The following is a 22,431-nucleotide window of genomic DNA, read 5'->3' on the forward strand; positions in this document are numbered from 1 at the left end:
TCCGTCAGTCGGCGACGACGATCCGCCACCGCTGCTCGTCGCCGCCGCTGCTCCCCCGCTGCTCGATCGCGGCGGCGTCGTCGGTGGAGCCCTGGACGACCCCGATGAGCTTGCCGCTGTTCTTGTTCCGGATCTGGTAATCGCCGCCGCCTGTATCGATGAACAGCCACGCCTGGTTGTCGCCGTCGTGGTTCGTCCATTGCTTCAGCGCGATGCCGTCGTTCTTCGACTCGTCAGGGACGTCGAGCACCTTGCCGCTCTTGACGTTGGTCAGCCGGAAGTGGCCCGAGCCGTTGTAGTTGAAGCTCCACTTCTGGTTGTCCCCGCCGCCGTCAGGGCTCTGGACCACCGCGGCCCCGTCCTCCGACGACGCTCCCGCGACCTCCATCACCTTGCCGCTCTTCTTGTTCATGAGCTTGAAGTTGTTGGTCGCCCCCGAGACGGTGCCGGCCGCCGTGTCGATTGTCAGCGTGTTGCTCCAGCTCATGCTCATGGTGGTGTCCGACGGGAACGCGATCGGCTGCCAGACATAGGTCGAGTCGTTGACCCGCCCGCTCCAGGCGCCGGCCCAGCGGTCTCCCATGTAGAGGTAGGATGTGCCCGAGCTGCCCTGGACCGGGAGCACGTACGTCGACTGGGAGTGGAACGTCGTGCCGTCGGCGACGTTGGTCATCGACGACCAGCCGCTGGCGAGGGAGCGGGAGGTCGCGTACTTGGCCTGGTTGGGCGACCAGCCCGTCGCCCCGGAGGTCAGCAGGAAATAGGTGCCTTTCCGCCGGAACAGCGCGGGCGCCTCGCGGTGCCCGCCGGGGAAGAGCACCGCGACGAGGCGGTCGATCTTCAGGTAATCGGGGGTGAGCTGGTACAGGTTGAGATCGTAGTTCTCGTTCGAGGCGGAGATGAAATAGCCCTTCTTGTCGTCGTCCACGAAGAGCCCGCAGTCCCGGGACATGTACCCGGGCTTGTCGTGGTCGATCACCCCGCTGCCGGCGAGGGGCCGGAAGCTGCCGTGGTACGTGTAATCGCCGTCCACTGTGTCCGAGCTCGCGACCGCGGCCCGCGCCTCGCCGTAGTGCACCCCGTTCTCCCAGTGCATCCACATCACGTACCTGCCGGTGGACTCGTTGAAGACCACCTTGGGGCGCTCGATGTTCGCCGGATCGAGGTCCTCGTCCGAGTCCATCGTCAGGACATGGTTCCTGAACTCCCAGTGACGCAGGTCCTCGGAGCGATACGCGGAGACGGCGTAGAACGTCCCGTCCGGGTTCCGGTTCTCCCCGAACCAGTAGTAATACGACCCCACCTGGATCACCCCTCCGCCGTGCGCCTGGATGGGGTTGCCCGCGGTGTCGGCCCACTGGATCCCGTTGACCAGCGGGCCGAGATCCGCCGGCGTCTCGACCGGGCCGCCGCCCGCGCCGGGCGTCGAGCCGCCCGTCGCCCCGGCGCTCGAGCTGGAGGCGCCGCCGCCAGACGCCGCCCCTCCGCTGCCGGAGGCCGAGCTGCCGCTGCCGGACGACGGGCCGCCGGACGCGCCGACGCCGGGGGCCGAACCGCCGGCGGACCCCGACCCCTCGGAGGGCTCGGGCTGGCCAGCATCGCCGCAGGACGCGAGGCCGAGCGCGACAGCCAGCAGGCACGGGACCGGGGACAAGAAAGAACGACGCATGATGCTCTCCAGACAGAGGCTCATCTCCATGCCTTCAACCTGGCCTGTCAAGGCCTTCGCGCCCGCTATGTCCGGACTGGTATGTTCCGCTCCGGTACGATCTGCGCCGGGTCGACGCGGCCGCGCGTCGCCCGCCCTCAGGCGCCGCGGCGCTTCACTCGCGGATCCGCGTGCTCGTGTTGTAGCCGCGCGGCGCGAGGGGCGACAGCTTCTCCAGCCATATCTGCTCGAGCAGGGTGAGCTCGTCCGCGAGCGAGAAGCCCGGATCGTCCTTCTGCCGCACGACCTCGAGCACCTCGAACGTGAACGCGTCGGCGCCGTGCAGCTTCCAGTCCTTCTGGAGCTCCTGGTTGGAGTGCCCGCCGGTGGACAGCATGAAACGGTGCTTGTTGAGCGGCCCGTGGAGGTTCGTGCTGCTGCCGAGCAGCACCTTGCCGTTCACCGTGTTCTTGACCTGGAAGATGCCCGCCTGCTTCGGGGTCTCGAGGTACTGCCGCTTCAGCTCCTTGCGCGTTTCCATCGTGCTCTCTCCCGCTTTCCTCTCCGTCACCCCGGGCGTCCCTGTCGCTGCCTCGGGCGTCTCGGTCGTCTCCCCGGACATCCTGGTCCCCGCCTCGATCACCTCGTAGACTTGGCCGTCGCGCGCCATGTAGCCCTCGTCCACCAGCATCCGCCGGATGGTGCAGTGGTCGGGGTACAGCGCCTGGATGATCGCGTTCACCTCCTGCTCGCTGTAGCGCCGGCCCACCTCGAACCTGGCGAGGAACTTCTCGAGCACGATGCGCCGCTTGCGCCATTGCTTCGGCATCTGCACCAGCACGCCGCCGCGGAAGAAGGAGCGCATCACCTGGCCCCGGGCCCGCTCGACGCGCCGCCGCGCCGGGCCGTCGCCGGCCGATGGCACAGTGACGAGCTCTCTCAGCGAGAGGCGGAGCACGTCGTCGCGCAGCGCGTAGACCAGGTAGTACTGGGTCTTGCGCTTCGTCACGAGGCCGGCCTCGTCGAGCTTCCGGAGGTGGAAGGAGACAGTGGACGGCGCGCGCCCCAGCCGCTCGGCCAGCTCCTCGGCGCAGTGAGGCCGCTCCAGCAGGGCGTTCACCACCTGCAGCCGCGAGGCGTCAGCGAGCGCCTTGAGCACGCCGATGCGCGCCTCGAGGCCCAGCTCGGGCGCCGGAGAATCTGCTTCGATGGCCATCGAAGAGAATATAGCGGGCGCGCAGCGGCCGTCAATCTGGTTCGACGGGTGTCGAATCAGCGCACGGAGGAAGGCGCGCTGCGCTTCCTCGGAGGGTGACGTGGCCGGAGCGCGGTGAAGCGTGCGCCGAGCGACTACGTGAGGCTCGGGAGCGTCCCGCTGCAGAACGCCGGATCGCCGAACGTTGTGTCGTTGGTCCCCATCGCGTTCGCGATCGTGAGCAGCAGATCGTTGTGCTGCCGCGCCTTGCCCCCGTTGGCCAGGTAATCCACGAACCGCCCGGTGCGGAACACCCCGCCCGCGCTGCCGGCGAGCAGGAACGGCATGTTCGTGAGCGCGTGCTGCGTCGACTCGCTGATCTCGGTGACCCACAGCACGACGGTGTTGTCGAGGAGCGTGCGATCTCCCTCCGCGTACGAGTCGAGCTTCCCGAGCAGGTAGGCGAGCTGCTCCGCGAACCACGTGTGGATCTTCGAGTACTGCGCCTTCCCCTCGGTGTCCCACTGGTGCGAGATGGCGTGGTGATTCCCCCGGAGGTCGAGCCACGGGTAGAGGTGCTCGCTCTCCGCGTACGACCACTGGATCGTGACGATCCGGGTGAGGTCGCACGCGAGCGCCGCCGCCGCCATGTCCATCTGGAGCTTGCCGATCGCGGGCATGTTCGCGTCGTCCAGGAGGTCGATGCGCTGGCCGAGCGCGGGGCCAGCGCAGCCCGTCGTCGCGGCGCCGCCGTTGCTGCCCGCGAGGCGCTCCTCGATGCCCCGGATCGACTGCATGTGCGCGTCGAGCTTGATGCGGTCTTCCGCGCCGATGCGAGGCCGCACCTCCGCGATCTCCTCGCCGAGGATGTCGAACACGGTCCGCCGCTGCGCCCGGAGCCGATCGATCGCGTCGGCGCTGCTCTGACCCGGCGTCGCGGCCGCGAAGAGCTGCTCGAAGGTGTCGTACGGGTCCTCGCGCGGGGGGATCGGCTGGTCGGGCCCGCCGTAGCAGATCCGGCCGCGCACCTCCGGGTCGCGGACCTGGACGCCGAGCTCCAGGGTGCGGAACAGCGTCGAGGGCTTCAGCGTGTTCGCCAGGTGCTGGTCGAGCGAGATCCCCGACGACCAGCCCGCGTTGCTGGAGTTGAAGCTCCGGAAGTTGCCCCGGAGCAGCGCCCGCCCCGTGAGCAGACCGCCGATGCCGCGCGCGTGCTCGGAGCCGATGTTGGAGTTGACCACGACGTCCATGTTGATCCCGCGCAGCGGGAGCAGCTTCGCCTTGAACGGCTCCAGCGGCTGCAGCAGCGGGCTCAGCGTGAAGTCGGTCTCGGTGCCCCGGGGCATCCATTGCGACTCGAGCGTGCCATTCGGGGTGTAGAACACAACGAGGCGCTTCGGCGCGGTGCTCTCGTCCCCGCGGGCCCAGTCCGCGTTGAGCAGGGGGATCGCCGCCGTCGCCGCCAGCGAGCCCTGGAGCAGCCGTCGTCGGGAAATCAATCGCTGTCTCATCTCACTCCCCCTCTGCTGCGATCGCGCTGCGGTACATGAAGGCCTGGGTCTGCGTCGTGCCCACGATGAGCTCCACGAGGTCGCCCTCGGTGCCGTGGAACCCGGCGCGCAGCGCGCCGAGCGAGCACTCGTCGCCGGCGGTCTCGAAGCGGCCCGCCGTGTAGCGGAACCATTGCGTCGCGAGGCACTCCCGGACCTGCGCGCTCCCGGCGAGCTTCTCCGCCAGCTCGCGGACGCCGACGAAGGCGCCATCCATGTCCTCGGACAGGAAGATCTCGCCCGATGTGTCGATGACCTGCCCGCCCTCCTCGGTGCGGTACGCGCCGACGGCGTCGAAGTTCTCGAACGCGAAGCCGATGGGATCCATGAGCTGGTGACAGCCGGCGCACGCGGCATCGGAGGCGTGCTGGTTGTACCGCTCGCGCGCGGTGACGCCCCTGTCGCCCTTGGGCGGGTTGAGGTCGACGTCGGGCGGCGGCGGCGGCGGCTCCTGGCACATGAACTTCTGCCGGATGGACTTGCCGCGCAGGACCGGCGAGGTCTGATCCGGATGCGCGTGGACGGCCAGGAACGCGGGCTGGGTGAGCACCCCGGCGCGCTGATCGGCCGGGAGGTTCACGAGCTGCGGTGTCGTCGAGCCGGGAGCGACGCTCACGCCGTACACCTCCGCGACCGCCTCGGTGGCAAAGCCGATCGGCAAGGTCAGCAGGCTGGAGAGCTTGCGGTCGCCCGACCACAGGACGTGATCGATGAACGCAGGCGTCTCCGCCTTCATCCCCGCGACGAGCTCCTCGTCGAACCCGGGGAACGCGCCCTTCTCCTTGACGATGCCCTCGAGCTTCCCGAGGTTGAGCCATTGCTTGTAAAACTCCGCGATGGCCGGGCGCGCCTTCGGGCTCTCCAGCATCTCGCGGGCCCGCTCGGCGAGCTGCTCGGGGGTCTCGAGCAGGCCTGCCTCGGCGGCCGCGAGCAGCTCGTCGTCGGGGCCCGACGCCCAGACGAGGTACGACAGGCGCGACGCGAGCTCGTACGGGTCGAGGCGCACCCTCGGCGCGGAGCCGTCGAGATCGTGGCGCAGCTCCAGGCGGAACAGGAACTTCGGCGATTGCAGCGCGGCCCGGATGACCACCTCGATGCCCTCGCGCAGCGACCCGCCCGTGCGCCCGGCCCCGTAGGCGCGCATGAGCCGCTCGACCTCCGCCGGCGCGAGCGGCCTGCGGTACGCGCGCCGGCCGAACTGCTCGACGAACTGACGGGCGCACGCCTCCTCCTGGTCGACCTTGCCCTCGACGGCCGCCGCATCGCACGGCAGCAGCCTCGAGAGGTCGCCCGCCACGGCCTCGGCCGCGAGCGACTCGGCTGCCAGGAGGTATTTCTCGGCGTGCAGCGGAGAGATGGTGAGCACCGATGCGTTGTTGTTGAAGCCGCCGGCGACCTCGTCTGCCGGGAACTGATCGGCGGGGGTCTGCGACGTTCCGAGGAGATCGCGAACCGTGTTGTTGTACTCGAATCGCGTCAGGCGCCGCTGCGGCGCGGGGAGACGCTCGCTGCTCCCGCAGGCGTCCTGGGGACCTCCTTGTCCGGACGTCGACCCGTCCTCCCCCGCGCCTCCCGTTCCGATCTGCCCGGGCGCACACCCGGCAACGAACGCCAGCGCGAGCGTCACGATCGGCACGCGACCCGCTCGCCAGCGACGATATCTCAAGTCCGCCATACCGTGACCTCCTACCGTCAATCGCAACCTACGGGGGAGTCTCGCCGGCCGTCAAGCGCTGCTTCTCTCAATACAAGGCACCTGAGGTCCTCGTGAATGGCCGGTCAGCGCCCGTGATGGAATCATCCAATGAGAGAGTCCACCGCTGACACAACGGCGCGAGTCTCTGCGTCATCTCGGCAGCGGTCGGGGAGAGCCTGAAGCTGCCTCGTCCCAACCATTGATGAGAAGAAGAAGGAACCACAGAGGACACAGAGGGCACAGAGGATCCAGAGGACACAGAGAATTCAATTCCCTCTCCCCTCTGTGGCCTCTGTGCCTCTGTGGTTCAAATTCGCCACCCGTGCAGAACGCCAGAGCAGCGGCAACTTGAATGCCCGCTGCGCGGCGTCTTGATCACGCGCTCGACCGAAATGTGCTCTCGTTCGCGCGACGGGGCGGTTGGATCCGTTCAAGCCACGGCGCCGGCCGGGCGGGACTGGATAGTTACGCCTGAGTTAAAACCGCGTCACGGGGCGGGCTCGACGCCGCCGTGCTCGTCGCCCGCCGGGGCGACAGCGCGGGAGGCGGGCAGCCAGCCGTACGCCGCGAGGAAGCGGAGCAGCGACGGATCGTCGACCGACAGCGGCGGCAGGTACTCCGCGACGCGGACGCGGCGCCACCACGCGCCGCTGCCGTCGCCGATGCGGGTGAAGCTGTAACGGTAGAGCCCGGCGCGGATGTAGCGGGGCGGCGCGTCGGGGAAAGGGTTGCTCGCGAGCAGGCGCTGCGCGCCCGCGTCGCCCGAGAGGAGCTTGTAGACGAGGTGAACGAGCCACGGCTCGCTCTCGTAGCTGCCGAACGCGGCGAACCAGATCTGCCAGTCGAGGCGGTAGTGGTACGGCGTGATCAAGCACGGGCGCCGGCGCACGTCGCCGGGCTTGCACGGCAGGTCGTACTCGATCCACCGCGTCCCCTCCCCCGGCGCCTCGTCGCGCGTGCCCTCGAGGATCACCTCGTAACGCTCCCGGCCCACGCTGCCGAACGCGCCGTAGGTGTTCACCAGGCCGAAGCTGTCGAACGTCGCGTTCATCGCCTGCCGCGGCGAGAGCAGGTTCATCACCGGATTGACGCTGAGGCAGAGCACCAGGACAGCGAGCAGGGCGGCGGCGATCCGGTGCGCCCGCGACGGGGAGAGCTCGCCGGCGAGCGCCGCGGCGCGCTCGCGGACCCGCGCGGGGAAGAGCCGGCCGAGCGCGCCGTCGTCGAAGCAGGCGATCGCCGGCACGATGGTGAGCCAGTTGAGGAAGGAGAGGTTGCCGCTCGCGATCAGCATCCCCTGGAAGAGCACCAGGAGCACGCCGGCAACGTGGCGCGCGCGCCGGGGGCCGAACGCGAACCAGGGGACGACGAGCTCCACGAGGTGGTTGAAGAGCACGCCGATCGCGTGCACCCACGCGGGGAGCTGGTGGAGGTAATAGCTCAGCGGGCTCGGGACCGGCTGCGTCTCGTAGTGATGGACAAGGCAGGTCAGGTCGGTCCAGCACGGGTCGCCGCGGAGCTTGATGAGGCCGGCGCCGAGCATGATCCGGAAGATGAGCCAGCGAAACAGCCAGATCACCACGACGGGCGGAGGCGGCGACAGGAAGGGCCGGAATCCGCGCAACGGGCAGAGGAAGACGGCCAGAAAGCCGGTCTCCGCGAGCTGGTGCTCCCAGCCGTACCCGTAGAAGACCTGCCCGATGTGGACGAACGAGAGGTAGAGCGCCCAGAGCGCGAGCTGCACGACCGCGTTGGTGACGCCGGCGCACACAGCGAGCGACAGCGCCACGCCAGCCCAGGCCGCGGCGTGGAGGACGCCGTCCGAGGCGCCGAGCCACAGGAACAGCGTGGGGAGCCGGCGGAACGCCGCGCCGTGCGAGCCGGTGATGTCGACGAGGCGCTCGAGGAAGCGGTCGGCCGGCAGGAGGCCTCGCGGGCCGAGGAGCGGGCCGAGCTGCCGGGCGAGCGAGAAGAACGCGATGAAGTAGACGAAGCCGAGGAGGCGGAGCAGGACGAAGCGCGTCAGGAGATAGGACCGCGGCGGGCCGAGGAAGCGGCGGAGCGGGTGGCTCCGGATGCGCCGGAGCAGCGCGCCGTCGTCTTCGTCGGCCGGATCTGCGGCGGCGTCGGCCGGATCTGCGGCGGGGGGCGGCGCTTCGCGGGCCATCGGGCGCGAGAGGATAACCCCCTCGCGCGCCTGTCATCCACCGCGGCTCATCGTGGCGTGGATGAGCCCGTGGGGCTCGTCCACCGGGACGAAGATCTCGTTGTCGTTGCTGAGCCCGAAGGGCGAGAGATCGACAAGCAGGCAGTGCTTGTTGGGCAGCGAGAGGCTCACCTCGTCGACGGCAGGGCACGCCTCGAGCACGGCGCTCGCGAGCGCGTGGATCGTGTGCTGCACCGAGAGGCTGTGCTGCTCGGCGAACGTCTCGAGCAGGGCGCGGCGGGCGCTCTCCCACGTCGTCGTGGGGGCCTCGTCGCGGGTCGCGGTGCGCCAGCGCGCCACCAGGAGGGTCGAGAGGATGCGGTCGTCGGCCTCCTTGAGCGTCGTGTACGGGTCGCGCGGGAAGCCCGAGAACGCCGAGCCGGTCGTCTTGAGGACGAGCAGATCCGCGACGCCGCTCTCGATCGCGAGCTCGCCGGCGGCCGCCGTGATCTCCGCGGTCCGCCGCTCCCCCCCGGCGCGGAGGAAGGCGTGCCGGTGCGGCGCGCCGCCCGCGTCGATGCGCGACCAGACCTTCTCCGCGATCGCGACCCGTGCGCGGCGCGCATGGGGCGCGCCGAGGAAATGCTCGGCCAGGAGGACGCCGAAGTCCTCGATCGGCTCGACCGGATGCCCCTTGGCGAGCGCATACACGGTGTTCTTCATCGTGTCCGTGGGCAGCACCTTGCCGTTGTCGCCCTGCGTGTAGGCGTCGTCGAAATCGCCCTCGAGCTCGATGTCGACGTCGATGTCGGTGAGCTCGTGCCGCCCGTCCGCGCGGCGGACCTTGACCAGCCGCACCCTCGATTTGCCGTAGCTGTTCCGCACCAAGGAGATGGCCATCGCTCTTCAGCTCCCGCGCCGGGCAACGACGTCTCTCGGCGACGCGGGAGACCGTACATTGAAGAAGGATGGCAGCTCAAGCGCGGCGGGCCGGCGGCGCCAGCGGCGCGCTGCGTCCCTCGCGTTCCGTCGGGGCGGCCGCCCGCGAGGGACGCCCCGGGCGAGCTCGTGCGATATCGCGCGTGCGCCGGCGATCGGGCGTCACCAGATACGCGCGCATGGGCATCCCAGAGCGCGACAGGGCGGCGGACGAGCTCCTCGCTCGCCGCGAGCCGTTGATGGACGCCGCGATCGACCGGCTCAAGGCAGCAGCGCGGCGAGCGCCAGGCGAGGGCGACGGGCGAGAGGACCTCGCGCGCTGCCGCGAGGACATCGGCGCGCACATCGACGCGCTCTCGGCGGCGCTCCGCGCCGCGGGCGCCGAGCAGTTCAGCGAGTACTGCGCCTTCACCGCTGTGTTCCTCGAGGGGCTCGGCGTGCCGCGGAGCGCGCTCGGCGCCGCGCTGGACGCGCTCCGCGAGGGCGTCGGCGAGCAGCTCGCCCCCGCGCTCTCCGCGATCGCGCTGGAGGCGATGGCGCCGGGACGGCGGCGGCTCGACGCCTCGCCGATCGTGACGCCGCTCGCGCTCGCGACGAGCCCCGCCGACGCGCCCGCGCCCCTCGACGAGCGCGCGGCGGCGGCGGAGGCCCTCGCGCGCGCGGCGCCGCGCATCGCGCCGATGAGCGTCGCGCTCGGCTACATGCGGCGCCCGGGGGACGCGCTCGCGCACGGCGCGCGGCGCGGCCGCTGCCTGGAGGACGCCCGGCGCCACCTCGCCCAGCTCGCCGCGGCGGTCGAGGCGGGGACGCCCGCGCTCTTCGGCGACTACGCGGACTGGGTGCGAACGCTGCTGACGAGCTTCGGCCTCGACCCCGCGGAGCTCGTGAACCACCTCGGCGCGCTCGGCGACGCCATCGCCATCGCGCTCCCCGAGCACCTCGCCGAGGCGCCGCGCCGGTACCTCGCGGCGGCGCTCGATCGGCTCGCCGCCGGGCGCGTCGAGCTCCCGAGCTTCGTGCGACCCGAGGCCCCCCTCGGCGCCGTCGCGTGCGGCTACCTCGACGCGTTGCTCCAGGGAAACCGGGGGCGAGCGCTGAGGATCATCCACGAGGCCGTCGAGGCGGGCGCGCCGATCAAGGACATCTATGCTCACGTCTTCCAGCCGTGTCAGTACGAGATCGGCCGGCTCTGGCAGATGCAACAGATCAGCATCGCCGAGGAGCACTACTGTACCGCTGTCACCCAGACGGTCATGAGCCAGCTCTATCCGCTCGTCTTCAACGCCGACCGCGCCGGCCGCCGGCTCGTTGCCGCCTCCGTGGACGGCAACCTCCACGAGATCGGCGCGCGCTTCGTGGCCGACTTCTTCGAGATGGCGGGGTGGGACACGTTCTATCTCGGGGCCAGCACGCCGGCCCGGGACGTGCTCGACGAGGTCGCTCGACGGCAGGCCGACGTCCTCGCTGTCTCGGCCACGCTCGGCGAGCACCTCCCCAGCGTGCGCACGCTGATCACCGCCGCCCGCGAGGACCGCCGCTGCAGGAACGTCGTGCTCCTGGTCGGCGGGCAGCCGTTCCGCGTCGTCCACGGCCTCTGGAGGCAGCTCGGCGCCGACGGCTCGGCGCCGACGGCAGAGGGGGCCGTCCACGTGGCGCAGGAGATCCTCGCGGCGCGCGCGTGACGGCACGCCAGCGCGAGGCCCGCCCGGCGCGGCGAGCTCACGGCGCGCGGAACAGGTGCTCGCCCCTGGAGCCGGCCGCTCGCCACGGCCACGCAGGCGGGCATGGGCAGCCGCGCGAGCCCCCACGCGCCGGAGAGGCGGAAGGCCGCCGAGACGACCGCGCGCATCCCGCGCTCGATCGGATCGGCCAGGCCCTCTCGCGCTGGAGCTCGCTTCATCTCCCGCCCTTCCCCGGGCTCCGGCGATCGAGGAGGAACATGGATGACGGGCGAGCGGCGGAGCCGGCGTGGGGTGCGTTTGGTGTAGCGAGCCTCGCGCCGGGCTGCCAAGAACCGAGGGTCTCCGCCGCGAACGAAGGTGAGGATCGGACTCTCATGCGCCCGCGCGAGCCGCGAAGAACAGGAGAAGACGGCGAACGATCGCCTGTCGTCCCCTTGCCGGGGCAGGCGCTGAGCGGCGCAGTCGCCAGGCTCGCCGGCGCTTACCTCATGGATGCGATGGCGGTCGCGGTCGGCGTGTTCACGACCGACGGCGCGCCGCGGCTCGAGAACCGCGGCATGCGCCGGCTTCTCGGCGGGGCGGGCGGGCCGGGCCGCGCCCCTGTCGGCCTCGTCAGCCCGGGCTTCCCGCAGCTCGCCGCGGCGGGGCGGCGCGGCGACGCGCCCATCTACCGCGGGATCCTGCACTTCGGGGACCAGCGCTCCGTAGCGCACAGCCTCCGGGGGGAGGTCTGGCGGCTCGACGACGATCTGCTGATCCTGGCCGAGTTCGACGTCGTCGAGCTCGAGCGCGTGCTCTCCGAGGTGTCCGCGCTCAACTCGAAGATCACGAACCTCCAGCGGAGCCTCGTGTCCGAGCAGAGGGCGCTCGAGAGGTCGCTCGACGAGCTCCGCGCCACGCAGGCGATGCTCGTCCACTCGGAGAAGATGAACGCGCTCGGCAAGCTCGCCGCCGGCGTGGCCCACGAGATCAACAACCCGCTCGCCTTCGTCCGCAGCAACGTGCACACCCTGGGAGAGTCGTTCGCGCGGCTGCTCGCCGCGTACGAGACGCTCGATGCGGCGGCCCTCCCCGGGGGCTGCGGGGACATGGCGGCGCTCGCCCGAACGCTGCGCGAGGAGATCGACCTCGAGTTCCTGCGCGAGGACGCGGGCGACCTCGTGAAAGGCACCCTGGGCGGCCTCGCGCGCGTGCAGAAGATCGTCGAGGATCTGCGGACCTTCGCGCGGCTCGACCAGGCGGAGGTGGAGCTCTCCGATCTGAGAGAGAGCCTGGAGAGCACCCTCGCGATCGCCGGCCCCGCGCTGAAGAGCAGCGGCGTCCAGGTCACGCTGGAGTGGGCGGAGCTGCCGAGGCTGCGCTGCAAGCCGGCGGAGCTCAGCCAGGTGTTCCTGAACGTGCTCATCAACGCGGCCCAGGCGGTCGAGGGCCGCGGCCGGGGGAACGGCCGCGTCGTGATCCGCGCGCGGGATGAGGGGAGCTGCGTCGCCCTGGAGTTCGAGGACAACGGCGCCGGCATGACCCCCGACGTCCTCGGCCGGATCTTCGATCCGTTCTTCACGACCAAGCCCGTCGGGCAGGGCACCGGGCTCGGCCTCAACATCTCGCACAAGATCATCGTCGACCAGCACGGGGGCACGATCTCCGCCCGGTCGACGCCCGGGGTCGGCAGCACGTTCACGATCACGCTGCCGAAGGAGCTCGATCGATGACGCGCGCGGGCGCCGAGCGGGGCGCGCTGCTCATCGTCGACGACGAGCGCGAGACGTTGAAGGCGCTCCGCCGGGAGCTCCGGCGCGACTACGACGTCCTCGTCGCGGAGAGCGCCGAGCAGGGCTACGCGGTCCTTCGCGAGCGCCCCATCCACGTCGTGCTCAGCGATCAGCGGATGCCGGGCATGACCGGCACGGAGTTCTACGCGCGGGTGAAGGCCGAGTTCCCGGACACGGTCCGGCTCCTCATGACCGCCTACGCGGACACGAACGCCGCGATCCAGGCCATCAACGAGGGCGGCGTGTACAGGTTCATCCCCAAGCCGTGGGATCCGGCGGGGCTCGCCGGCATCCTGAAGGACGCGTTCTCCCAGCACGCGCGCCTCGGCGAGCGCCAGCGGCTGCTCTCCTGGCTGGAGGCGAGGGTCGACGCGCTCGACAGGGAGAACCAGCAGCTCGCCGCGCTGAAGCAGCGGAGCCACGATCTCGTGGGCACCGCCGCGCACGACCTGCGCAATCCGATCGCGGCGATCCAGTGGTTCTCGACGATGCTGCTCGCCGGCGCGGGCGCCGGGAGCGAGGACGCCCGGCGGCACCTCCTGAAGATCCAGTCCAACGCCGAGTTCACGCTGCAATTGCTCGAGGACCTGCTCGACATCACGACGCTGGAGGGCGGCAGCGTGGCGCTCCGGATGCAGGACGCCGATCTGCGCGGCCTCGTCGCCGCGGCCGTCTCCCTGAACGAGCACAGCGCTCGCCGGAAGGCGATCGAGGTGGCCATCGACGTGCCCGCCGAGCTGCCGCCGGTCCGCTGCGACGTCGAGCGGATCGAGCAGGTCCTGAGCAACCTGCTCAGCAATGCGTTCAAGTTCTCGCATCCGGGCACGACGGTGACGGTGCGCGCGCGGCGGCTCGGCGATGCGGTGGAGGTGACGATCGACGATCAGGGCCTGGGGATCCGGCCGGAGGAGATCAGCGGCCTGTTCTGCAAGTTCCGGAGGACGAGCACCCGGTCGACAGGCGGCGAGAAGAGCACGGGGCTCGGCCTGTCGATCTGCAAGAACCTCGTCGAGCGCCACGGCGGCGCGATCCGCGTGGAGAGCGAGCTCGGACGGGGAACGCGGGTGTGCTTCACGCTCCCGCTGCCCGAGGGAGAAGCCGGCCCGAGGAGCGGCTGAATCGGCGCAGCTTTCTTCGAGCGCGATTCTCCGTCGCATACCCTGCACCCCCCTGTTGCAGGAGCGAACGCATGCGACGCCCCCGTCTCTGGCTATCGATCTTGACCACCGCGACCCTCGCGACCGCGGCGTGCGGCGACGACGACACGTCGGGAAGCGGCGGCGCCGGCGGCGCCGGCGGCGCTGACGCGACCAGCAGCTCTGGGTCCACAGGGGGCTCCGGCGGCTCCGATGGCGCTGGGGGCCCCGGCGGCTCCGGCGGCTCCGATGGCGGCTCCGGCGGCTCCGGCGGCTCCGATGGCGGCTCCGGCGGCTCCGATGGCGGCTCCGGCGGTTCCGATGGCGGCTCCGGCGGCGCTGGGGGCTCCGGCGGCTCCGATGGCGGCTCCGGCGGCGGCGACGCGACGCCGCCGGCCGGCGAGGACTGGACGCGCGACATCCTGTCGACCGCCCTCGAGCTCGACCTCGCCAGCCTCACGGGTCGGGCGACCCTCGTGCTCGCCGCGTCGGACAGCACCGCCGCCTCCTTCCAGATCGGCGACCTCGACATCGCGTCCGTCACCGGTCCGTCGGGCGCCCTCGCGCACGCGGTGAGCTCTGGCCAGCTCGACGTCGGTGTCCCGTCGACAGGGAGCGACGCAACGATCATCATCGACTACGCCTTCAAGCCCCACGCAGACTTCGACGGGTGGATGCCCGGGTCGGGTGTCTCGTTCCTCTGGCCCTATTTCTGCGGCAACCTCTTCCCGTGCAAGCCCGATCCCGCGGACGGCGTGCGGTTCACCCTGCGCGTGACCGGGGTGCCGGAGGGCATGACCGCTGTCTACCCCGAGAGCATCCCCGCCGCGGCGCCTTCCTACATGCCCGCGATCGCCGTCGACGAGCTCACGCGCGTGGAGCTCGGCACCACGACGGCGGGCACCCGGGTGAGCGTGTGGCACCTGCCCGGCCAGGAGGCCGACGCGGCGAGCGGCACCGGGCACCTCGTCGAGGTGTTCGACTTCTTCGAGACCACGTATGGCCCCTACCCCTTCGGCGACAGCGTCGGCACCGTCTCGGCCGACTGGGGCGGCGGCGACTACGGCGGCATGGAGCACCACCCGTTCTGGCACGTCTCGAGCGGCTCTCTCTACAGCGAGGAGGTCAACGCGCACGAGGCAGCGCACGGCTGGTTCGGCAACGGCGTGCGCATCGCCTGCTGGGAGGACTTCATCCTCTCCGAAGGCACCGCCTCGTACCTCGCGGCCCGCGCGCTCGAGGAGGCCGGCGTCGACGCGTGGGCCGACTATGAATGCACGCTCCAGTCCGTCTGCGATCCGGCGGCCGACAGGAACGCCATCGCGCTGCCGGACACGTGCAATGCGATCGACATCCTGGATCACCCGCTCTGGTCGTCCGTGCCCTACATGAAGGGAGCGTTCTTCTTCCGCGAGGTCGCGGAGACGATCGGCGTCGACGTGCTCGACCGGGCCCTCGCCGGGTTCTACACAGCCAATGTGGGCAAGGCCGCGCGCACGCAGGACCTCCTCGACGCCATCAAGGCAGCCACCGACACAGCCGGGGCCGCCGCCGTCGACGCGCTCGCCACCGACTGGCTCCGCACCCTGACGTGCCCGGTCGACGTCGCGACCCTCTGCCCCACCTGAGAGAGAGAGCTCGACCATGTGGACCGATACGCGCCTCACACGACACCTCGGCCTGCGTCTCCCCATCGTCCAGGGCCCCTTCGGGGGCGGCCTGTCCACGGCGGCGCTGGCGGCCGCCGTCTCGAACGCCGGTGGGCTCGGCTCGTTCGGGGCCCACTTCCTGTCCCCGCCGCAGATCGTCGAGCTCGTCGCCGAGCTCCGGCGGCTCACGCCGCACCCGTTCGCGCTGAACCTGTGGGTCCCGCAGCCCGGCGAGCCGTCCACCGTCGCGCCCGCGGAGCTCGAGCGGCACGTGGCGCGCCTCCGCCCGATCCTGCGGCAGCTCGACCTCCCCGACCCCGAGCTGCCCAGCGCATTCACCCCGCGCTTCGAGGAGCAGGTCGAGGCCGCGATCGACGCGCGGCCGCAGGTCCTCAGCTTCGTCATGGGGGTCCCGCCTGCCCACGTCATCGACGCGGCCAAGGCGCGCGGGATCGCCCTCCTCGGCACCGCCACAACGGTCGACGAGGCGATCGCGCTCGACCAGGCCGGCATCGACGTCATCGTGGCCTCGGGCAGCGACGCCGGCGGGCACCGGGGCGCGTTCCTGCGACCCGTGCGCGAGTCGCTGGTGGGCACGCTGTCGCTCGTGCCGCAGGTCGTCGACGCCGTGCGGGCCCCGGTGGTCGCCGCGGGCGGGGTCGCGGACGGCCGCGGCGTGGCGGCGGCGCTCGCGCTCGGCGCCGACGGGGTGCAGATCGGGACGGCCTTCCTCGCCTGCGACGAGTCGGGCGCGAGCGCCGGCCACCGCCGCGCGCTGGCGTCGCCGCGCGCGCGCACGACAGTGCTCACGCGGGTCTTCTCCGGCCGCACCGCGCGCGGGCTCGTCAACGAGTTCGTCGAGGCGATGACGCCGCACGAGGCCGACGTGCCGGAGTATCCGGTCCAGAACTGGCTCACCCAGCCCATCCGCCGGGCCGCCGCGGCCGCGGAGCGCGACGACCACCTGTCCCTCTGGGCGGGCCAGAGCGCCGCCCTCGCCAGGCCGCGGCCCGCGGCCGAGCTGGTGGCGGCGCTCGTCGAGCAGACCGAGCAGGTGATCCTGGGGCTCATGAAGCGCTGAGCGGCGCCCCAGGCAGAGGACCGCTCCAGGCTAGAACGGGACGAAGTCTTGATCGTCCGCCGCGTGCTGCACGCGCCCGTTGCTCGATGCGCCGCCGCTCGGGCGGCCCTTCTGCGGCGGCTTCCACAGCGCCTTGCCCCCGTGGCGGCCCGGTAGACGCCCCGGCGCCGCGGGCCTGTGGCCCGAGCCGCCGTCGCCCTCCTGCGAGAGTCGGAACGACGCCATCACGTTCTGGAGCTGCTCCGCCTGGGCCGAGAGCTCGGCGGCCGTGCTGGCGAGCTCCTCGGCGATCGCCGCGTTGCGCTGCGTGGCCTGCTCGATCAGCTCCACCGCCCCGCTGATCTGGGCCACGCCGCTCGACTGCTCCTTGGACGCCGCGGCGACGCCCTGCACGAGCTCCGCTGTCTCCCGGATCGACGGGACGAGCTCCGCGATGAGCTGCCCCGAGCGCTCCGCGACGGTGATGCTCGACGCGGCAAACGAGCCGATCTCCTTCGCCGCGTCCCGGCTTCGCTCGGCCAGCCGCCGCACCTCCGTGGCGACCACGGCGAAGCCCTTGCCGTGCTCGCCCGCGCGGGCCGCCTCGATCGCGGCGTTCAAGGCGAGCAGGTTCGTCTGGTACGCGATCTCCTCGATGATCACGATCCGCTGGGTGATCGCCTTCATCGCGTCGACGGTCTCCCGGACCGCCTGACCGCTCTGCTCCGCGTCCTTCGTCCTCCGGTGCGCCGTCTCCTCGACCTGCTTGCAGTTGGCGGCGTTCTTCGCGATCGTGCCGCTCAGCTGCTGCAGGCTGGCCGTCGTCTCCTCCACGGACGCCGCCTGCTCGCTGGTGCCCTGCGACAGGCTCTGCGCCGTCGCCGAGAGCTGCACCGAGACCGAGGAGACCGAGACAGCGCCGCTCCGGACCTCGCCGATGAGGCCCGCCAGGCGCTCCGACATGGCCTTCACGGCGCCGAGCATCTGGCCGAACTCGTCGGAGCTCTTCACCGTGACGTCGCCCGTGAAGTCGCCCTCGGCGATGCGCTGGTGGATCGACACAGCCTGGGTGAGCGGCACCAGGACCATCCTGCTGAAGAAGATGGCGAGCACGACGGCGACGACGAGCGCGAGCAGACCTCCTACCTGCAGCGTCGCGTACATCGTCGTGACGAGCGCGTTCGTCGCCGCCTGCCGCTGGCCGAGGAGGGCGAGCTCCTCGTCGTCGATCTCCTTGAGCGACGCGCGCATCTGGTCCATGAGGATCTTCCCTCGCCCCTGCCTGACCTCGTCGAAGGCGCGATCCGCCGGCGCCTTCGCCTCATCCGCCATGCGGCGGAGCTGGATTGTCGGATCCAGCACGGAGGAATGCCACTCGCTGTGGTCCTTCGCGACCTTGTCGAGGCGCTCCTGCTGGCGCGGGTTGTCCCTGGTGAGCTCCCGGGCACGACTCAGGTGCTTGTCGAACCGGTCGCGCCCGCTGCGGTACGGCTCCAGGAACGACTCCACCCCGGTGATGACGAAGCCGCGCTCCCCTGTCTCTGTGTCGAGCAGAGACCTCATGATCTCCCTCGTCTCGAGCATCACCTCGTACGTGTGCTGGTCCCATGAGCGGGCCTCGTCGAGCTCCGCGAAATTCTTGTAGGCCGTGCCCGCCAGTCCGAGGACGATGACGACCATGGCGGCGAAGCCGAGATAGAGCTTCCGGCCTACTCCGATATGCGCAAGCATGATGCATGCTCCGGGCTGGATGGTTTGGGGCTTCCTTCGAGCCCCTCCGGGGGCTGGAGCCGATAAACTGACGGCGCGACGCATCGCACGCGGTGGTCCGTCCCGTGGAGGCCCTCGGCGTGTCCGAGGAACAGGTGCCCTGAAGGCGCGAGGCTGGCGATGAGCCTCGTCACGATCGACGCCTTCGTCGCGGCGTCGAAGTAGATGAGGACGTTGCGGCAGAAGATCAGATCGAACAGCCCGAATCGCCTGGGCGCCGCGTCGAGCAGGTTGAAGCGCCGGAAGGTGATGAGCCTGCGCAGCTCCGGCCGGGCCTTCATGAGGCCCCCGCTCGCGCCCGTCCCGCGGAGCATGTAGGCGCGCAGGCGCTCCTCCGGGATCTCCGAGGCCCGCTCGATCGGCCACACAGCGCGTTGCGCCTGGTCGAGCACGCGGACGGACAGGTCCGTCGCGAGGATGCAGATCCCCGGAGCGGCCAGAGGCGCGTCGCCTGCCCGTGGCGGCGCCTGTCCTGCCGCGCCGCCGCGATCCGGAGAGCGCAGGCTGTCGAGCAACGTCATCGCTATCGAGTACGGCTCTTCCCCTGTCGAGCAGGCCGCGCTCCAGGCGCGCAGCGGGCGGGGGCCGCGCGCGAAGGGCGCTCCATGGCCCGCGCTCTCGCGCCACGCCGGGAGGATCTCGCGCTCGAGGAGCTCGAACTGCTCGCGTTCCCTGAAGAAATGGGTCTCGTTCGTGCAGATGCAGTCGAGCATGTGCACGAGCTCTGCCTCGCCGTCCGCCGCGATCACGCGGCGGTAGTACTCGCCGAAGCTGCGGAGCCCGAGCGCGCGGAGCCGGGGCCCGAGGCGGCAGACCAGGAGCGGCTTCTTCTGCGGGCCCAGCGCGATGCCCGAGAGGCGCTTGACGAGCCTCTGGAACAGCACGAACTCCTCATCGCTGAGCGTGCGCGGGCTCAGCTCGGCGATCGAGATCATGGCCTGCCCCCCTGGCCGGTCAGCGCCCTGTGGCTGCCCGGGAGCGCCGGCGAGGCCCCGTGGGCCCGGGGGTCGAGCGCCGTCGAGGCCAGGAGCTCCGCCGGCGAGAGGATGCGGTCGATGTTGAGCAGCAGCACGAGCTTCTGGCCCACCTTCGCCAGCCCGAGCAGATGATCCGCGCGCACCTGCGTGCCGAAGGTCGGCGCGGTCTCGATCTCATCCTCGGCGACCGCGAGCACATCGCCCACGCCGTCGATGAGCAGGCCGAGGCGGGTGTTCTCGCCGTCGAGCTCGGCCTCGACGATGAGGATGCAGGTCCACCGGCTCACCCTCGTCGGCGGCAGCCCGAGCTGGACCGCGAGATCGATGACCGGCACCACGCGGCCCCGGAGGTTCATGACGCCGACGATGCACGCCGGCATCGTCGGGACCCGCGATGTGCGGCTGTGCTCGACGATCTCCCGCGCCCGGAGGATGTTCACCGCGTACTCGTCCCCCGCGATGATGAAGGAGATGTATTGCGACACGGGGCTCGACGCGTCGGAGATCATGACGCCTCCATAAAGAGAGAGTGGAAACGGGCGCCCTGCGCGCCGGGGCGCCCGATCATCCTGGGACGCCTCCGGCGGCCGACGGCGCTGCCCTGCGCTCGTCGAGGGCGTCGGCCGGGACCACGTCCCTGAGGACGCCGCCGAGCAGCGCGTCGACGTCGAGGATCATCGCCACGCCGCCGTCGCCGAGGATGGTCGAGCCGGAGATGCCCGGAACGCGGCGAAAGAGCTGGCCGAGCGGCTTGACCACCGTGCGCCCCTCGCCGTCGAGGAGGTCGACAACGAGGCCGGCCTCGGCGCCGTCGTGCGCGACGATGACGACGCGCTCCTCCGGCGGAGGAGGACCGCCGAGCCCGAAGAGCGCCCGGAGGCGGACGCACGGCAGCGCGCGTCCGCGCCGGACCATGAGCCCCTGGGCGCCGTCGTGCGCGAGCGCGCCGCGCGGCAGATCGCAGCAGGCGACGACCGCGTGGAGCGGGATCACGTACCGCTCGTCGCCGATCCCGACGGAGAGCCCTTCGATGGTGGCCAGGGTGAGCGGGAGCTGGATCAGCAGCGACGTGCCGTGCCCTTCGCGGCTCTCGATCCGGATCGTGCCCTGGATCGACTCCACGCAGCGCCGCGCGACATCCATGCCCATGCCGCGCCCCGCCAGGTGGGACGCCTCCGCCGCCGTGGAGAAGCCGGGCTCGAACACGAGGCTGAAGAGCTCCTGATCGGGGAGCGCGTCGGGCGCAGGGTGCCTCCCCAGCGCGCGGACCCGGGCGGCGATGCGCTCGCGGCTCATGCCGGCGCCGTCGTCGGAGATGCGGAGCGCGATGCCGCCCCGCTCGTGCGCGGCGTGCAGGGCGATCGTGCCGCAGGGGTCCTTGCCCGCGGCGCGCCGCGCCTCGGGCGCCTCGATGCCGTGACAGATGGCGTTGCGCAGCAGGTGCGTGAGGGCGTCCCGGAACCGCTCGACCACGGCCGTGTCCACCTCGACGTCGCCGTGCAGGACGACCAGGCGCGCCTGCCTGCCGTGCGCGTGGGCGAGATCGCGCACCGTGCGCTCGTAGTACCGGAACCAGGGGCCGACAGGCACCATGCGCGCGGCGCGCACCGCCTCCTCCAGCTCCTTGCAGAGCCGATCTTGCTCCTCCATCTCGTCGCGCAGCGCAGCGCCGGCCTCTCCGCGCACCCCGCGGAGCGTCCGCACGATCCTGTTCCGCCCGAGGGTGAGCTCTCCGATGAGATCCGCCATCCGATCCAGCTTCTCGACGACGACACGGATGCTCTTGATGCTGGCCGCTCCGTCGGCGTCGTCATCGGTCGCGCGGAGTGCGCTCGTCACCCACGCGCCCTGCGGCGCCTCTGGCCCTCCGCGCCGCGCCTCCTGGAGACGCGCGATGACCGCCTTGTGGGCGGTGCTGCGCTCGGCCTGTCCCCGCTCGACCTCGGTGACGAGCCGGCGGGCTGCGTCCACCGTCTCGAGCAGCAGCGAGACAACGGGCGTCGTCAGCGGGAGGTCGCCGCCGCAGAGCGCCTCGATGACGTCCTCCGCCGCGTGCCCGAGCTCGCTCAAGCCAGCGAGCCCTACCGAGCCGGCGCTCCCCTTGAGCGTGTGGGTGGCGCGGAAGAGGCGCAGGAGGACCTCGTGAGCGTCGCGGCCGGTCTCGAGCTGCAGCAGCGCGCGCTCGATCTCGTCGACGATCTCGTGCGCCTCTGGCAGGAACGTCTGGAGCAGCTCGTCGCGATCGCTGTCCATGAGGCTCACAGCGGCTGGATCGAGATGGCGCCGTCGCTCGTCCGGAAGACGATCTTGCGCCCCCGGCTCCCGCCCGTGTCGAGCTGGGCGATCCGTATCCCCTGCTCGCGCAGGAACGCGAGCCCTGCATCGACGTTCTGCGCGCCGAGGTGGGTGCCGCGCTCCCGGAACGCGGAGATCAGGCAGGCGCCCCCGACGACCCGCGCTTGCAGCGCCCGGCTGGAGGCCCCGAGCTCCACGAGCTGATCGAGCAGGCGCTGGCACGCGATACCGGCGAAGCGGACCGAGGCCACCGCCGGGCCAGGGCATTCCGGAAGCACGTAATGGTTCATCCCGCCGACGCCTGTGGTGGCGTCCCACAGGCAGATCGCCACGCATGACCCAACGATGGTGGTCACCGAGGTCGGCTCGGACGAGGCGAACAGCTGGCCCGGCATGACGTGGTGGGACCTCTCCGGCAGCGAGCGCCAGCTCGGCGGTGCGACAGAGAAGGACGGTATCGTGCGCTCGGACGGCCTGGCCGTTTCCTCGCGTTCGGCGTCGCTGGGAGGCGCGCGATGTGCGTCCTCGGATGCCCTGAGCGCGGTGTCAGTCGCCAAGGCAGCTCCTGACCTTTTCCAGGAGCTCCATCGTGTCGATGGGCTTCGTGACGAAATCGGAGCAGCCGCTCCGGAATCCCTCTTCCATGTGCGCCACATCGCTCCGGCTGGTGACGAGCAGGATCGGCGTGCTGCGCGTCGCCTCATCCGCGCGCAGCTGCCGGCACGCGTCGAACCCGTTCATCTGCGGCATGACGACATCGAGGAGAATGAGATCGGGCCGCTGCTCCACGGCCACGGCGACGCCCTCGCTGCCGTCGTTCGCCGTGATGAGGTCGTAGTGCTCGCGCAGCGCCATCTGCTCGATGCGCAGGATGGTCTGAGAATCGTCGACCAGCAGAATCTTCTTTCGACGCAAC

At 71.1% G+C, this 22,431-nt stretch carries 17 protein-coding genes; 5 read left to right on the plus strand and 12 right to left on the minus strand.

The window, feature by feature from the left end:
• Nucleotides 1-4 precede the first annotated feature (4 nt).
• The 6 genes from WMF42_RS20640 to pucL form a co-directional block, all read right to left on the minus strand.
• On the minus strand, nucleotides 5-1,669 hold the full coding sequence (locus WMF42_RS20640) for an RICIN domain-containing protein (RefSeq protein ID WP_233561051.1): 1,665 nt from the start codon (nucleotides 1,667-1,669) through the stop codon (nucleotides 5-7).
• Between the two features lie 154 nt (nucleotides 1,670-1,823).
• Entirely contained in the window at nucleotides 1,824-2,864 is a 1,041-nt protein-coding gene (locus WMF42_RS20645) for a metalloregulator ArsR/SmtB family transcription factor (protein ID WP_061605918.1), read from the minus strand.
• Between the two features lie 134 nt (nucleotides 2,865-2,998).
• Entirely contained in the window at nucleotides 2,999-4,342 is a 1,344-nt protein-coding gene (locus WMF42_RS20650; protein WP_437693742.1) for a DUF1552 domain-containing protein, read from the minus strand.
• Between the two features lie 13 nt (nucleotides 4,343-4,355).
• On the minus strand, nucleotides 4,356-6,068 hold the full coding sequence (locus WMF42_RS20655) for a DUF1592 domain-containing protein (RefSeq protein ID WP_434048425.1): 1,713 nt from the start codon (nucleotides 6,066-6,068) through the stop codon (nucleotides 4,356-4,358).
• Between the two features lie 508 nt (nucleotides 6,069-6,576).
• A complete protein-coding gene (locus WMF42_RS20660) occupies nucleotides 6,577-8,256 on the minus strand; it encodes a lipase maturation factor family protein (protein WP_437693744.1) in 1,680 nt (559 codons plus the stop codon).
• A 33-nt stretch (nucleotides 8,257-8,289) separates the two neighbouring features.
• The gene (gene pucL / locus WMF42_RS20665) at nucleotides 8,290-9,135 is read right to left on the minus strand and encodes a factor-independent urate hydroxylase (protein ID WP_434048427.1); all 846 of its coding nucleotides are present in this window, start codon (nucleotides 9,133-9,135) and stop codon (nucleotides 8,290-8,292) included.
• A gap of 218 nt (nucleotides 9,136-9,353) precedes the next feature.
• Between pucL and WMF42_RS20670 the strand changes: the two genes are divergently transcribed.
• The 5 genes from WMF42_RS20670 to WMF42_RS20690 all read left to right on the plus strand — a co-directional run bounded on the left by WMF42_RS20670 (nucleotide 9,354) and on the right by WMF42_RS20690 (nucleotide 16,494).
• Entirely contained in the window at nucleotides 9,354-10,856 is a 1,503-nt protein-coding gene (locus WMF42_RS20670) for a cobalamin B12-binding domain-containing protein (protein ID WP_437693746.1), read from the plus strand.
• 374 nt (nucleotides 10,857-11,230) lie between these two features.
• Complete coding sequence (locus WMF42_RS20675) at nucleotides 11,231-12,568, plus strand: sensor histidine kinase (protein ID WP_061610249.1); 1,338 nt, start codon at nucleotides 11,231-11,233, stop codon at nucleotides 12,566-12,568.
• On the plus strand, nucleotides 12,565-13,746 hold the full coding sequence (locus WMF42_RS20680; RefSeq protein WP_437693749.1) for an ATP-binding protein: 1,182 nt from the start codon (nucleotides 12,565-12,567) through the stop codon (nucleotides 13,744-13,746). The genes WMF42_RS20675 and WMF42_RS20680 overlap by 4 nt, the downstream gene beginning before the upstream one ends.
• Before the next feature lie 71 nt (nucleotides 13,747-13,817).
• Complete coding sequence (locus tag WMF42_RS20685) at nucleotides 13,818-15,392, plus strand: M1 family metallopeptidase (RefSeq protein ID WP_437693751.1); 1,575 nt, start codon at nucleotides 13,818-13,820, stop codon at nucleotides 15,390-15,392.
• Between the two features lie 16 nt (nucleotides 15,393-15,408).
• Nucleotides 15,409-16,494 carry an NAD(P)H-dependent flavin oxidoreductase gene (locus WMF42_RS20690; RefSeq protein WP_437693752.1) on the plus strand — a complete coding sequence of 362 codons (1,086 nt, stop codon included), beginning with the start codon at nucleotides 15,409-15,411 and terminating at the stop codon, nucleotides 16,492-16,494.
• Nucleotides 16,495-16,524: 30 nt separating this feature from the next.
• On the opposite strand, the gene WMF42_RS20695 is transcribed toward WMF42_RS20690, so the two are convergent.
• From WMF42_RS20695 to WMF42_RS20720, 6 genes are all read right to left on the minus strand, one after another.
• Entirely contained in the window at nucleotides 16,525-18,204 is a 1,680-nt protein-coding gene (locus WMF42_RS20695) for a methyl-accepting chemotaxis protein (RefSeq protein ID WP_437693754.1), read from the minus strand.
• Complete coding sequence (locus WMF42_RS20700; protein WP_061610304.1) at nucleotides 18,183-19,178, minus strand: CheR family methyltransferase; 996 nt, start codon at nucleotides 19,176-19,178, stop codon at nucleotides 18,183-18,185. Before WMF42_RS20700 ends, WMF42_RS20695 begins: the two co-directional genes overlap by 22 nt.
• Complete coding sequence (locus WMF42_RS20705) at nucleotides 19,175-19,729, minus strand: chemotaxis protein CheW (RefSeq protein WP_061610303.1); 555 nt, start codon at nucleotides 19,727-19,729, stop codon at nucleotides 19,175-19,177. Before WMF42_RS20705 ends, WMF42_RS20700 begins: the two co-directional genes overlap by 4 nt.
• A 55-nt stretch (nucleotides 19,730-19,784) precedes the next feature.
• Nucleotides 19,785-21,473 carry a chemotaxis protein CheA gene (locus WMF42_RS20710; protein ID WP_061610311.1) on the minus strand — a complete coding sequence of 563 codons (1,689 nt, stop codon included), beginning with the start codon at nucleotides 21,471-21,473 and terminating at the stop codon, nucleotides 19,785-19,787.
• A gap of 5 nt (nucleotides 21,474-21,478) precedes the next feature.
• A complete protein-coding gene (locus WMF42_RS20715) occupies nucleotides 21,479-21,910 on the minus strand; it encodes a chemotaxis protein CheD (RefSeq protein ID WP_233562012.1) in 432 nt (143 codons plus the stop codon).
• A gap of 151 nt (nucleotides 21,911-22,061) precedes the next feature.
• Nucleotides 22,062-22,430, minus strand: a complete 369-nt coding sequence (locus WMF42_RS20720; protein ID WP_061610302.1) for a response regulator — start codon at nucleotides 22,428-22,430, stop codon at nucleotides 22,062-22,064.
• Nucleotide 22,431: the final 1 nt, after the last annotated feature.

Origin of the sequence: Sorangium sp. So ce176, assembly GCF_051519835.1 — a bacterium.
Taxonomy (GTDB): Bacteria; Myxococcota_A; Polyangia; order Polyangiales; family Polyangiaceae; genus Sorangium; species Sorangium cellulosum_G.

What these genes read in the sequence shown, in the direction of transcription:
- WMF42_RS20700 (WP_061610304.1), bottom strand. Translation starts at nt 19,178, where the DNA reads ATGATCTCGATCGCCGAGCTGAGCCCGCGCACGCTCAGCGATGAGGAG.
- WMF42_RS20675 (WP_061610249.1), top strand. Translation starts at nt 11,231, where the DNA reads ATGCGCCCGCGCGAGCCGCGAAGAACAGGAGAAGACGGCGAACGATCG.
- WMF42_RS20660 (WP_437693744.1), bottom strand. Translation starts at nt 8,256, where the DNA reads ATGGCCCGCGAAGCGCCGCCCCCCGCCGCAGATCCGGCCGACGCCGCC.
- WMF42_RS20680 (WP_437693749.1), top strand. Translation starts at nt 12,565, where the DNA reads ATGACGCGCGCGGGCGCCGAGCGGGGCGCGCTGCTCATCGTCGACGAC.
- WMF42_RS20705 (WP_061610303.1), bottom strand. Translation starts at nt 19,729, where the DNA reads ATGATCTCCGACGCGTCGAGCCCCGTGTCGCAATACATCTCCTTCATC.
- WMF42_RS20645 (WP_061605918.1), bottom strand. Translation starts at nt 2,864, where the DNA reads ATGGCCATCGAAGCAGATTCTCCGGCGCCCGAGCTGGGCCTCGAGGCG.
- WMF42_RS20655 (WP_434048425.1), bottom strand. Translation starts at nt 6,068, where the DNA reads ATGGCGGACTTGAGATATCGTCGCTGGCGAGCGGGTCGCGTGCCGATC.
- WMF42_RS20690 (WP_437693752.1), top strand. Translation starts at nt 15,409, where the DNA reads ATGTGGACCGATACGCGCCTCACACGACACCTCGGCCTGCGTCTCCCC.
- WMF42_RS20715 (WP_233562012.1), bottom strand. Translation starts at nt 21,910, where the DNA reads ATGCCGGGCCAGCTGTTCGCCTCGTCCGAGCCGACCTCGGTGACCACC.
- pucL (WP_434048427.1), bottom strand. Translation starts at nt 9,135, where the DNA reads ATGGCCATCTCCTTGGTGCGGAACAGCTACGGCAAATCGAGGGTGCGG.
- WMF42_RS20710 (WP_061610311.1), bottom strand. Translation starts at nt 21,473, where the DNA reads ATGGACAGCGATCGCGACGAGCTGCTCCAGACGTTCCTGCCAGAGGCG.
- WMF42_RS20695 (WP_437693754.1), bottom strand. Translation starts at nt 18,204, where the DNA reads ATGCTTGCGCATATCGGAGTAGGCCGGAAGCTCTATCTCGGCTTCGCC.
- WMF42_RS20685 (WP_437693751.1), top strand. Translation starts at nt 13,818, where the DNA reads ATGCGACGCCCCCGTCTCTGGCTATCGATCTTGACCACCGCGACCCTC.
- WMF42_RS20670 (WP_437693746.1), top strand. Translation starts at nt 9,354, where the DNA reads ATGGGCATCCCAGAGCGCGACAGGGCGGCGGACGAGCTCCTCGCTCGC.
- WMF42_RS20640 (WP_233561051.1), bottom strand. Translation starts at nt 1,669, where the DNA reads ATGCGTCGTTCTTTCTTGTCCCCGGTCCCGTGCCTGCTGGCTGTCGCG.